General features: G+C 70.3%; 10 protein-coding genes. 5 read left to right on the top strand and 5 right to left on the bottom strand.

The window, feature by feature from the left end; all coding sequences use genetic code 11:
* Nucleotides 1-70: 70 nt before the first annotated feature.
* On the bottom strand, nt 71-1,795 hold the full coding sequence (locus VF697_RS06845; protein ID WP_331092687.1) for a lamin tail domain-containing protein: 1,725 nt from the start codon (nt 1,793-1,795) through the stop codon (nt 71-73).
* Between the two features lie 244 nt (nt 1,796-2,039).
* Here VF697_RS06845 and dgt point away from each other — a divergent pair, with 244 nt between their 5' ends.
* The 3 genes from dgt to VF697_RS06860 are packed head-to-tail and all read left to right on the top strand — an operon-like array spanning nt 2,040 to nt 5,266.
* Nucleotides 2,040-3,452 carry a dGTP triphosphohydrolase gene (dgt, locus tag VF697_RS06850; RefSeq protein ID WP_331092688.1) on the top strand — a complete coding sequence of 471 codons (1,413 nt, stop codon included), beginning with the start codon at nt 2,040-2,042 and terminating at the stop codon, nt 3,450-3,452.
* 51 nt (nt 3,453-3,503) lie between these two features.
* The gene (locus VF697_RS06855; protein ID WP_331092689.1) at nt 3,504-4,676 is read left to right on the top strand and encodes an AAA family ATPase; all 1,173 of its coding nucleotides are present in this window, start codon (nt 3,504-3,506) and stop codon (nt 4,674-4,676) included.
* Nucleotides 4,673-5,266, top strand: coding sequence for a DUF4276 family protein (locus VF697_RS06860; RefSeq protein ID WP_331092690.1), 594 nt, complete (start codon nt 4,673-4,675; stop codon nt 5,264-5,266). The genes VF697_RS06855 and VF697_RS06860 overlap by 4 nt, the downstream gene beginning before the upstream one ends.
* Here VF697_RS06860 and VF697_RS06865 read toward each other — a convergent pair whose 3' ends face one another.
* Both VF697_RS06865 and VF697_RS06870 read right to left on the bottom strand, forming a co-directional pair.
* Nucleotides 5,267-6,061 (bottom strand): hypothetical protein, encoded by a 795-nt coding sequence (locus VF697_RS06865; protein WP_331092691.1) that lies wholly within the window; start codon nt 6,059-6,061, stop codon nt 5,267-5,269.
* A 178-nt stretch (nt 6,062-6,239) separates the two neighbouring features.
* A complete protein-coding gene (locus tag VF697_RS06870; protein WP_331092692.1) occupies nt 6,240-7,451 on the bottom strand; it encodes a hypothetical protein in 1,212 nt (403 codons plus the stop codon).
* 171 nt (nt 7,452-7,622) lie between these two features.
* Here VF697_RS06870 and VF697_RS06875 point away from each other — a divergent pair, with 171 nt between their 5' ends.
* Both VF697_RS06875 and VF697_RS06880 read left to right on the top strand, forming a co-directional pair.
* Nucleotides 7,623-8,258: an RNA polymerase sigma factor gene (locus tag VF697_RS06875; protein WP_331092693.1), complete on the top strand. Its 636-nt coding sequence runs from the start codon at nt 7,623-7,625 to the stop codon at nt 8,256-8,258.
* A complete protein-coding gene (locus tag VF697_RS06880; protein ID WP_331092694.1) occupies nt 8,255-8,731 on the top strand; it encodes a zf-HC2 domain-containing protein in 477 nt (158 codons plus the stop codon). Before VF697_RS06875 ends, VF697_RS06880 begins: the two co-directional genes overlap by 4 nt.
* A gap of 46 nt (nt 8,732-8,777) precedes the next feature.
* Here the strand turns inward: VF697_RS06880 and VF697_RS06885 are convergent, their stop codons facing one another.
* Nucleotides 8,778-10,634: a S8 family serine peptidase gene (locus VF697_RS06885; RefSeq protein ID WP_331092695.1), complete on the bottom strand. Its 1,857-nt coding sequence runs from the start codon at nt 10,632-10,634 to the stop codon at nt 8,778-8,780.
* 195 nt (nt 10,635-10,829) lie between these two features.
* Nucleotides 10,830-12,177, bottom strand: a 1,348-nt coding sequence (locus tag VF697_RS06890; protein WP_331092696.1) for a glycerol-3-phosphate dehydrogenase/oxidase, incomplete at its 5' end; no start/stop codon positions are given.

A 12,177-nucleotide genomic window follows, 5' to 3' on the forward strand; every position in this document is an offset into this window, starting at 1 on the left:
CATGAGAAAGGCCGCCCCTCCTTCCGGAAGAGCGGCCCGTCCCTTTCAACGAAGAACCGTTACGGGTGGCTCAGAAGGCGGCGCCGCTGGCGCGGGTGCCCGGAGAGGAGCCCAGCGTCGAGACGGACGTGTGCAGCACGAAGCCGCCGGTGCTGACATCGGGGCTGCGGTTGGCGGACACGCCGTCGGTGCCGGACAGCGTGCTCGAGTAGGTGTACGTGTCCACGTTGGTGCTGCCCGCGTTCTTCACGGAGACGGCCTCGCCGCTGTTGGACAAGTTGAGCTGCCCGCCGGAGGAGCCCACGCCGTTGGCGAGGCCCACGGGCACTCCCGCCGAGGAGCCGAACACCACGATGGCCTTGCCCGCGCCGAGCACCGTGCCCGTGGCGAAGGTGTGGCGCTTGGCCGTGGAGTCCCAGATGCTCCAGCCGCCGATGTCGATGGAGGTGCCGCCCACGTTCACCAGCTCGACGAACTCCTTGGTGACGTCGGAGCCGGGCTCGTTGGCGAGGATCTCATTGATGATGACCTTGGCCGGGCTGGTGGCCCCCGGGGTGGTGGCCGACACGGTGTTGCTGATGGCGGACTCGTTGTTGGCCGCGTCATCGGCCGTCACGCGGTAGTAGTAGGTGGTGCTCGCCGCGAGGCCCGTGTCCGCATGGCTGGTGCCGCTGACGCTCGCCACGGCCGTGAAGGTGGTGTTGTTGGGGCTGCGGTAGACGTTGTAGCTGGCCACGCCCACGTTGTCGGTGGAGCCCGTCCAGCTCAGGTTCACCTGGCTGGAGGAGGCCACCGAGGCGCTCAGGTTGCTCGGCGCGGTGGGCGCGGTGGTGTCGGTGGTGCCGCCGCCCGTGCTCGCGCCCGCCAGCCAGGCGATGGCGTTGAGGTGGATGAGCGCGTTGTCGTACGTGGTGTTGTCCCAGCCATCGTGGGTGGCATGGCCACAGCCGTTGGTGGCGTCCTCGGAGGGCGAGGAGTCACCGATGGCCGCGATGCGCCCCGTGCCGTCCGTGGAGGTGGCGAACGTCACCTGCGAGGTGGAGCCCACGGTGCCGGTGGTCATCCACACGTGCCCCTTCGCGTTGGGGTTGGCCGTGGGGTTGAGCGTCATCGACGTGGAGCCGAAGAGGCCCAGGCCCTTGCCCACCGTGGCCTTGCCGTAGGCCCCCGCGTGGACGATGGGGGACGAGGTGTCCGTGGTGTACTTGGAGTTGGGGTTGTCGTTGAACCAGTTGTTCGTCTCGGGGTCGACCTGGAAGTGCAGGCCCCAGGACACGCCCACCATCAAGTCATTCATGATCTCCGGCGAGTCCCACGTGTCGTTGTTGCGGTCGGAGTTCCAGTGGTCGGCGATCATGAACAGGCCGCCACCGTTCTTCACGAAGGCCTGGATGGCCGAGCGCTCCGCGGTGGTGTAGCGGATGTTGGGCTCGGGCAGGATGAAGACCTTGTAGTTCTTGAGGTCCTGCGCGTTGGTGGTGTCGCCGTAGGTGATGCGGCTGCCGGTGGGCAGGCTCTCCACCGAGAAGCCCTTCTTCACCAGCGCCACGCCAAAGGAGGAGTAGGCCCCGCCCCAGTACGTCCCGGGCGTGGTGGCGGTGATGCCGCTCTGCGCGGGGGTGGGATAGCGCTGGGCGATACCGCAGGAGTCCTCGTCCAGGACCCAGTCCGCGTTACCCGCCGTCTGCGCATGCATCGCGTCGAACAGCACCTTCGTCTGGGCCCACGCACTGGCGGAACCCATCAGCCCGATCACGGGCACGGCGAACAACAGCGACCGGAACAGCTTCCTCACGACGCCTCCTCGGCTGGGGGGGGAGGCGACAAGGAACCACTTACCTTCTCAAGTTTCAATGTGGGTCAAAAAAGCACCACGGGACTGTAGCGCTCGGGTCACGGGACGAAGGCAGGCACGTGGGAGGGGCGAGGCATGCTGTCCCCAGAAGGGCCGCCGCCGCGGGCCACCGGGAAACTTGCCCCGGGGAGCCTCGGTCGCAGGATGGCGGACCCACCACCACTGCCAGCGCGACGAGGCACCCGTGAATCAGGAACGAACCCACCGGTGGCGACAGCTCCTCTCCTTCCACCGGGTCGGGGACAAGCAGGACCGGGCCCCCCTGGACACCCCGGACGAGCGGACCGAGTTCGACAAGGACTATGACCGCATCGTCTTCTCGAGCGCCTTCCGGAGCCTGCACGACAAGACGCAGGTGTTCCCGCTGTCGACGAGCGACTACACGCGCACGCGGCTGACGCACAGCATCGAGGCCTCGTGCGTGGGGCGCTCGCTGGGACAGCTCGCGGGGCGGGGCCTGCTGGCCCAGGACGTGGAGGTGGACCCCTCGCGCCTGGGGACCATCGTGGCGGCGGCGTGCCTGGCGCACGACATCGGCAACCCGCCCTTCGGGCACTCGGGGGAGGCGGCCATCCAGCACTGGGTGGAGCGCAACTTCCCGCGCTTCGAGCCGGTGGAGAAGCCAGACAGCAAGCACCCGTTCGCCACCGAGGGCGAGTGGAAGGACCTGGCGAACTTCGAGGGCAATGCGCAGGGCTTCCGCATCCTCAACCGGCTGCAGTCGCGCAACCGGGATGGCGGGCTGCGCTACACCGTGGCGACGGTGGGGGCGATGAGCAAGTACCCGAGGCCCTCGGTGCTGCCGGGGCTGCGCGCGAAGGACAAGGCACGCATCTCGGAGAAGAAGTTCGGGTTCTTCCAGGACGACGCGCAGCTGGCGCGCGAGGTGTACCGCAAGCTCGGGCTGGTGGAGCGCGAGCCGTACGTCTTCAGCCGCCACCCGCTGGCCTTCCTCGTCGAGGCGGCGGATGACATCTGCTACGCCATCATCGACCTGGAGGACTCGGGGAAGCTGGGCCTCATCCCCATGGAGACCGTCTGCACGCTGATGGAGGAGGTCGCGGCGATGCAGTCGAACTTCAAGCCCCTGAAGGACAAGGTGGACTGGGAGTCGCGACTGGGACGGGCCCGAGCCGGGGCCGTGTTCGCGCTCATCCAGGAGTGCGTGACGGCGTTCTCGGAACACGTGGGGGCGATGGAGGCGGGGCGCTTCGAGCAAGCGCTGGTCTCGGCGCGGCCGGAGACGAGCAGGAAGCTGGAGGCCATCACGGGCATCACCCGCGAGAAGGGGTACTGGAGCGAGCGGGTGCTTCAGATTGAAGCCGCGGGCTTCCGGACGCTGGGAGGCCTGTTGGAGCTGTTCGCGCCGGCGGTGCTGGCGGACAGGCCGAACCGGGAGGAGAAGAAGCTGCGGCAGTTGCTGCCGCTGGAGTTCTTCCAGCGCCCGGGGCCCTACCAGGAGGACCGGGACCAGGCCATCGAGCGGCTCAATCCCTACCAGCGGCTGCTGTGCGTGACGGACTACGTGTCGGGGATGACGGACGGGTTCGCGGTGGAGCTGTACCAGCGGCTCTCGGGCATCAAGCTGCCGGACTGAGCCCGCTCCCCGCGATTGACTCGGGAGGGGCAAAGGGGTGATGAACAGCGCATGTGGCGACGGGTCTCGCTGAAGAACTACCGGAGCATCGAGAAGGCCGAGGTGGAGCTCGCGCCGTTGACGGTCCTGGTGGGGCCCAACGGCAGCGGGAAGTCCAACTTCGCCGACGCGCTGGTGCTCGCCAGTGAGATTTCCTTCGACGCGGCCTCCGCCATCAAGCGGCGTGGGGGCCTGGGTTCGCTCCGTCGTTGGGGCATCCCGGAGACGGAGGAGACAGGTATCTCCATCCGGGTCGCGGATGAGAAGGCGGAGTTGGATCTGCGGTATGCACAGCAGTCCTTCTCCCTGCTTCCGAAACCGGAGACTGACTGGCGATTCGGAATGGAGCATGCAGCACGCGTAGTGGACGGCGAATCAGTCTTCCAGTTCGAGCGCAGAGCGGATGGGGCATACCTCTTGGATTCCGAGGGGGAGACGAGCACGGCGTTTGAGTCACTCCCGCCAACGACGAGCATCATGCTCTACGGGCGCCAGCTTTTCGGGACAGGGGAGCCCGGGCTGTTTCGGACCCGTCGGCTCCAATTCGAGCTGGCCCGGATGCGTTTTCCCCAGCAGGTCAGCAACGATGCCGAGCTCGAGGTCGACGGCGGCAATCTCGCGGGGGTCCTGCGACGCCTGAAGACGGAGAAGGGGCACGACTTCTCCTCCGTGTTGTTGGCCATGAAGAGGCTGATTCCCGATTTGGAGGACCTCTCGGTCACGGAAACGGGGAAGTACCTCTTCGTGGAGTTCGAGCAGCGGCAGCCTGGAGGAGTCGCGCGCTTTGGCATCAGTGAGATGTCAGAGGGTGCGCTGCGGGCGTTGGGACTCATCGTGGCAGCGAAGACGATGCCCGCGAACCGATTCCTCATCATCGAGGAGCCGGAAGTGTCCATCCATCCGGGAGCGGCCGCGGTGCTGTATGAGGTGCTCGAGGAGGCATCCCATCGAGGCTCCATTCTGGTGACGACCCACAGCCCGGAGTTCCTCGATGCGGCGCGTGAGGAGGAGATCCTCGTCTGCCAATATCGGGGCGGAGCGACTCGGGTGGGGCCGCTCGCTCGTGCACAGCGAGAGCTCGTGAATGAGGGCATCCTCGCGCTCTCCGAGCTCATGAGAAGCGAGCCCCTACGCATCGAGGGCGAGCCGCCCGATGTGATCGATCCAGCCGACATCAGCCCGTGAACCGACTCGTCTGCATCGTCGAGGGGGAGGGAGAGGTCACGGCCATTCCGAACCTGTGCGCCCGGGTGATGAACCACCTCGGAGTGGAAGGCTGGATCGTCGACAAGAACCCCATCCTCCGCCATCGCTCCACCCTCGTGGATGGGCGGCGTCCGGGACCCAAGCGCCCCTGCCGTGAGGAAGGCGTCCTTCGCGCACTGCAGATGGCCCTCGCCCGGCAGGCGAACGCGGTGCTGATGCTCTGCGACGAGGACGATGACTGCGCCGCGACCTGGGGACCCGATGCCACGGCGGTCATGAGCCGGAGGGTCTCCGGGATGGCGGTGATGGCCGTTCGCGAGTACGAGACCTGGCTGCTCCTCGCACGGGATGACAGCTCCCTCAGAGCCGCGGGCCTTCTTCATCCGGAGAAAATCCGCGATGCCAAGAAGGCGTTGGCGGCACTGGTCCCGGGCTACCTGCCCACGACGCACCAGTTGAGCGAGACACGCGGGATTGATGTGTCCTTGCTGCGCTCGCGCTCGAAGTCCTTCGACAAGCTGGTCCGGTCCATCGCGGCACTCTGCGGCGCTCCAGCGCAAGGCGCGTGACTACGGAGCTTTCTGCGAGGCGGGAGGAATCACCTCGATCTGCGTCACCGGATTGCCGCGAGCGTAGAGGTCCGCGGAGGCGCGCACCAGGGTGCCCTCGCGAAGGCTCTGGAGGGACAACTGCTGCCTGCCGCGGAAGACGCGGACATCGCGAGAGAGCGACAACGCATTGGAGCTACCGCCCTCGAGCTCGAGGACGAGCTGCTGCTGGGACACCGAGCGCACGCGGCCCGTGTAGATGACATTGGCGACGGCGACGCCCGGGTTGTCGCCCCCCGGCTGAGCCGCCTGCGCACCGCCCGCGCCTCCTCCGCCCCCCACGCCCGCCCCTGTCGAGTACCCGAGCCCCGTCGCGCCCTCGGGAGCCTCGGCGTTCGGATCCCCGATGGCGGAAGTCCCACTGCCTGCCGTCCCCTCGTTCCCACTGCCCCCGGTCCCCGCCCCGCCCGTGCCCTGCGCGGCGACCCCCGCCTGCGCGAGCTGGGCCCGTGTCCGGGCGAGCTCCTGCTGAAGCCGGGCCACCTCCACGCGAAGCCGGGCGATCTCCAGCCGCTGCTGTGAATCGCTGTCCGACGCCTGCTGTGAGTCCGCCACCTGCCCCGTGCCCGTCGTCTGCCCCGTGCCCGCGGCCTGATCCGTCCCCTGCCCCGTCCCGGTCGAGCCCTGGGCAGTAGCATCGCCCGCGCCACCCGTCCCGTATGTCCCCTGCGTCTGCGCCACCTCTTGGGCCGCGCCGCACACGAGGAACAGGCCGATCACGGCGATTCCCACATCCATCCAGGTCGGCTTCCGCATCTACGCCGCGCTCCCTTCTTCCGGTAGAACGTTGGGCGACGGACGTCCCCGAGCAACCAGCGCTGATGCTGGTCGGCCGAGGGACGAGAGGGGTGGCCTCGTCGGCTGCTCTCCGAGCCTCCGAGCGATGCCACAGCCCCTCATCCAGTCGCTGCACCTGCTCGAGGTGGGCTGAGCCTCACCGCGACGGCGTCTGCCCCTGGGGTCGCATCTGCCGCTGCCCCTGGGGCGTGCCCTGCCGCTGGCGCGACTGCCGCTGCTCGGGCTGGGTGACGATGTTGCGCGCGTGCTCCTCCCCGGAGATGAGTGCGAACGAGGTGCGCACCTGGGTGCCCTCGGAGAGCCGCTCCACGGGGATGCGGCTCAGCCCCGGGCCCACGAACGCCCGCGTCTCACCGTCGATGGTGAGCCGGTAGAAGGTGCCATCCGAGGTGTCCACGATGTCGATGTGCTTGGACTGGACATCGACCACCCGGCCGTCGAACACCGCCGTGGCCACGGTGACAGGGCCCTCCACGCGGACATTCGCCGTGTCCGTGTCGTCCGTGCCCCCACCCGTACCGCCCGTGGCTCCACCCGTGCCGCCACCCGCGGTGCCCGTGTCACCCGCGCCACCCGTACCGCCGCCCGCGCCCCCTGTGCCGCCGCCCCCCACCTGTCGCTCCAGACGCGTCACACGCTCGCGCAGGGTGGCCAACTCGCGCACCATCGCATCGCCGCTCATGAGCGCCTGACCGCCACCCGCGCCCGCGCCACCACCGCTGGCGCCAGTCCCACTCGTGCCCGCTCCACCGCCCTGCGTGGCGCCACCGGTGCCGACGTTTCCGCCGGTCGTGGAGCCTCCGCCACCCACATCGCCGGTCCCACCCGTTCCCGTTCCAGCCGCCCCGCCCTCATCGGAGGTGCCGCGATACGTCGGGCCCATCGTTCCGCCGGTCCCGCCCGTTCCCGTCGTGCCTCCCGTCAAATCCTGCCCGCCCTGCCCAGGTCGCTGCAGGGGAACCCCGTCCAACCTCTGGCCACCCGCGCCCCCGGTGCCTCCCGAGCCCTGCGTCGCCGCGCCCCCGGTGCCTGCCGTACCTCCGGCTCCGGTGCCCTGCGTCCCCGCGCCTTCGCTACCTCCCGTGTCCCCGGCGCCCCCTGTGCCCTGCATCCCCGCGCCTCCGGGGGTGGGCTCTCCCGTGACCGTCCCAATCGACCCGGCCGACTCCTGTCCAGGCGCTCCCGGGGTGTCCACCCCGGCCGTGTCCTGGCCCCGGTCGATGCTGCTCGTACCGGAGGGACTCGCGGCTGGCTGCTGTGTGCTCTGCCCTGCCCCGCCCTGCTGCGCCAGGACCACCAGAGGGGCAGTCCCCATGAAGGCCAGCGCCATCCAGATGGCTCTCCGCATGCCGTTCTCCTCGTCGACCCCTCCCCCGCGCAAAGGTGGGAATTGTTCTCGGAGGGACACACCCGGGCCCTGGCCTCCCCTGCCTCCTCGGCGGCTCTCGGGGCGGGGAGGCGGGTTTGACGCGCCGGGCTGGAATGAAAGAGAACGGCCGGTGAAACTCCCGGACGCTTCATGTCACTCAGACGCGTGGCCCACCTTTTCGCGGTGCGAATGACCGTGGCGGACGACGCGTCCTCGACCGAGGATGGCGAGCGTCGGCTGCTGGCGCGCGCGCGGCGGGGAGACCCGGTCGCCTTCCGGGGCCTCTTCGAGCAGCACGCGCCGGCCGTCTGGCGCTTCCTGCGCGACCTCTTCCGGGACGATGCCGCCGCGGACGAGGCCACCCAGGAGACCTTCGTGCGCGCGCACGGGCGGCTCGGGGCGCTGCGCGACGATGCGCGGCTGGCCTCGTGGCTGCTGGGCATTGCCCGCTACGTGTACCTCGAGGCGCGCCGGGGCCGAGGCCAGCACCTGGACATCGCCGCCGAGGAGAGCGAGCCGCTGCTGGAGTCGGCGCTGCCCTCGCCCTCGCCGGAGGACCTGCTGCTGGACCGCGAGCTGGAGGGGCTGCTGGCGGTGGCGCTCGGGGAGTTGCGCGAGGAGCGGCGGGCGGCGCTGCTGCTGCGCATCGACCATGGGCTGCCCTACGAGGAGATCGCCCAGGTGATGGGCTGGTCTCTGCCCAAGGTCAAAAATGAAATCCACCGGGCCCGGCTGCAGCTGCGCGAGCGGCTCGCCGCCCATGTGGGAAACGGAGGTCGTCCATGAGCCACCCGTGCCGCGAATCGGACCTGGACGCGCTGCTCGCCGGAGAGCTGCCGGCGGAGGCCGCCGAGCGCGTGCGAGCGCATGCCGCCATGTGTGCGTCCTGTACGCGGACGTTGTCCTGGCTGCGGATGGAGCGCGGGTGGATGGCGCAGCGGGCGCGGCGTCAGCCCACGCGTGCGGCGCTCGACTTCGGCGCGCTGGAGGCCCGGCTGCGTCCGGCGGTGCCGCGCCGGGGCCAGTGGTCGCACCGGGGGATGATGGCGTTCGGCGCCGTGGCGGCGGTGCTGTGCGTGGCGCTCAGCCTGGTGCCACCGTCGCGTCCCGCGTCCTTCTCCGAGGAGCCCTGGGGCGACGGGCTCGTCTCGGTGGCGACGGTGGAGGCGTGCATGGACCCGAGCGTCGAGGCGGTGGCCCGGATGGAGGCGAGCTTCGGCGCGTGCCTGCTGGCCTCTCCGGCGCACCCGCTGCGCTGAGGCGGCGCCTCCGAGGAGAACGGAGGCGCCGGGAGCAGCGGAACGACTACGGATTGCCCTTCGTGGCCTCGTCCACCGCCGCCTTGGCCTGCACCAGGCCCCAGCCGAAGGCGATGTCCTTGCCCGGACCGGACTCCGGAACGGCGACGTCGGTGAGGTCCTTCGCGGTGCGCTCGAGGATGCCGCGCACCTGGGCGTTGGTGAGGTTGGGGCGGGCGCTCCACACCAGGGCGGCCACGCCGGCCACGTGGGGCGTGGCCATGGAGGTGCCGGTGCTCAGCGCGTAGTCGCTGCCCTTGACGCTCAGGCTCACATGGGAGCCGAACTGGGCGCGGATGGAGGGCACCGTGGTGCTGGCCACCGCGGCCACCGCCGGCCATTTCAGGGGCGAGCCGAGCGTGAAGCCGAGATCCTCGTCATCCTCGGGGTCGTTGTTGCCGATGATGACGGCGCGCGCGCCCTGGGAGCGCACGTTCTTCACCTTGTCGGCGAAGGTGATGTCGCCGCGGTCCACGTAGGCGACGAAGCCCTCGCAGGTGGCGCCAGGGCACGAGCGCAGGCCGTTGGCCAGGCCGCAGTCGACGAGCTTGCCCTCGTAGGCCTGGGGCGAGACGTAGTCGAGCACGCTCGACTTGAAGAAGGTGCCGCCGACCTGCAACTCCGCGAAGGGCGACTGGCCCCGGGGGTAGGTGGAGTACACGTTCACGCCGGGGGCCACCAGGGACAGGTGGTCACCGCCCTGGGAGAACTTGGGGTGCTCCGCCTTGGCGTCCACCGCGCCCACCGCCAGGACGCTGTCATAGGCGGCCGGGTACGTCTTGCTCTCCGGGGTGGCGAGCTCCCCGGCGTTGCCGCTGGCGGCGATGGTGAGCATTCCGGCGTTCCAGGCGTTGTCGAAGGCCTCGCGCTCCTCGTCGAGCGGCTTGGAGGAGCCGAGCGAGAGGGAGGCGATCTTCGCACCGCGCTCCTGGCACCACTCGAGCGCGTCGATGACGGCCGAGGTGTCGCCATTGCCCTGCTTGTCGAGCACGCGGGCGATGAGCAGGGTGGCGCCGGGGGCCACACCCACCATGCCATCGCGGCTCAGGGTGCCGTCGTTGGGGTTCACCTGGGCGCCGGAGCCGAGCTGGGCGGCGATGGTGCCCGCCACGTGGGTGCCATGGCCACCGCCCCAGCCCTTGGCGTCCTTGTCCTCGGGGTTGTCATCGCCGTCGATGAAGTCCTTGCCCTCGCCATAGGCGGCCCGCAGCTCGGCGTGCTCCCGGTCGATGCCGCTGTCGATGACGCACACCTTGATGCCCGCGCCGGTGAAGGCGCCCGGGTCGATGACGCCATCGCCGTCGGCATCCCACACCTTGTCGGCCTGCACCTGCCGCACGGCCCAGGTGTACTCACCGGCGCTCCCGGTGGTGTTGAGCGCCCCGCGCTCACCGGCGAGCAGCCCGGCCACGGGCGCGAGCGCCGAGGTGCCGAGCGCGTGCACCTTCCGGTCCTCGGAGATGGAGAGGACCTCGGGGTCCCTGGCGAGCCGGGCGCGCTCCTCGGGGGAGAGGGAGAGGGCCATGGCGTTGAGGCGGGGCCAGTTGGACCGCACGCGGGCGCCGAGCTGGCGCACCTTGTCCTCGCGCTGACGAGGCAGGGCGGCGGCGGCGACGGCACTCAGGGCGCTCGGCTTGCGAAAGCGCACCAGCACGCGCTGGCGGCCGTCGGCGTCCGTGGTGGAGGGAGAGGTGGAGCGCAGGGCCGAGGCGGAGGTGGAGCGCAGGGCCTCGGGAGACGCGTGGCTGAACTCCTCGATGACCTGCTCCGGACACAGCGGCGCCTCCTGCTGCTCAACCGGCTCCTGCTCCTGGCACGCGCTCACACCCAGGCCCAGCAGGCCCAACAACACCAATCGCCTCATGTGACACATCTCCTTCACCCCGCGGTGGGGGTAGCACCGCCGGTGGCGGTACCGGGCGGAGGAACGGGGGTAGCCAACGATTGGCAGGGGGACCCATTCCCTGGGGCAGCACGGTAGGTCGTCTGCTTGCTGGGCGGTAGGGAGGACGTTCGCTGAAGCGCCCGGTGGAGGGGGCCGGATGCGGGCTGGTGGACGTCAGCGCTCGGCGGAGTCGATGGAGAAGAGCCGCTCCACGTCGCGCGAGTAGTCGGCCAGTTGGCGCTCGACGGTGTCGGGGCTCCAGCCCAGGAGGGGGGCCATGTCGGCGGCGGCGACGCGGGCGGCGGCGCGTCCCAGGTCGCGCGTCTCGAAGGCCACCTTGAGGCGGCGCACCAGCAGGTCGGACAGGGTGTGGACGAGCTCGTGGGTGACGCCGTGGACGGCCTCGGCGCGGATGTAGGGAAGGCCGGGGACGAGGGGCTCGGCGAGGGCGGGCTGCTCGCGGGTGAGGGCCCACACCAGGCGCCAGCGGCTGCCGTAGGCGCGCACGAGGTGCAGGGCGGTGGCCTCGGGGCCCACCTCGGCGCGAGCCGCGGCGAGCTCGGCGTCGAAGGAGGCCATGTCGCCGCCGGGCAGCGGCAGGGAGTCGGTGACGGGCTTGCGGTGAGGCACGCCGAGGACCTTCTCGACGGCGTTGACCATGTCGCGAGCCATGACGCGGAAGGTGGTGAGCTTGCCGCCGGAGATGGTGAGGACGCCGGTGGGGCTGGTGTGGATGGCGTGCTCGCGGCTGGCGCTGTTGGCGTCGCCGGCGCCGGAGTAGCCGCTGGCCACGAGGGGGCGGATGCCGGCCCAGGCACTGACGACGTCCTCGCGCGAGAGGCGGGCCTCGGGGAAGAAGGCGTTGGCGGAGGCCAGCAGGTAGTCCAGGTCGGAGACGCTGGCGCGCACCTCGGAGGGGTGGGCGGTGGTGGGCGTCTCGGTGGTGCCGATGATGGTGTGACTCTCGGCGGGGAGGATGAACATCACCCGGCCGTCCACGGGGGACAGGAGGGTGAGGGCGGAGTCGGTGTGCAGGCGCTCGCGGGGCACGGAGATGTGGACGCCCTTGGAGCCGCGCACGGCGGGAGTGGAGCCAGTGGTGGCGGCGTCGAGCCGGCGAATCTCATCGCTCCAGGGCCCGGTGGAGTTGACGAGCACGCGGGCACGGACGGTGAGCTGCTGGCCGGTGAGGTTGTCCACGACGGTGGCGCCGCGGGCCCGGCCCTCCTCGACGACGAGGCCGCGCACGGAGGCGTGGTTGAGGACGACGGCGCCGGCCTCGGAGGCGCCGATGGCGTTGGCGAGCGTGAGGCGGGCGTCATCCGTGGCGGCGTCGTAGTAGCGGGCGCCGCCGGTGAGGTTCTCGGAACGAAGGCCGGGGAGGGCCTCGACGACCTGGCGGGTGGAGAGGGTGCGAGCGCCCTTCACGTTCCGGAAGAGGGCCAGGGCGTCATAGAGCATGAGCCCGGCGGAGAGTTTCCAGCGGGGGATGCGGGCGCCCTTGTAGACGGGCCAGACGAAG

The organism is Archangium sp., from assembly GCF_036388035.1.
GTDB lineage: Bacteria > Myxococcota > Myxococcia > Myxococcales > Myxococcaceae > Archangium.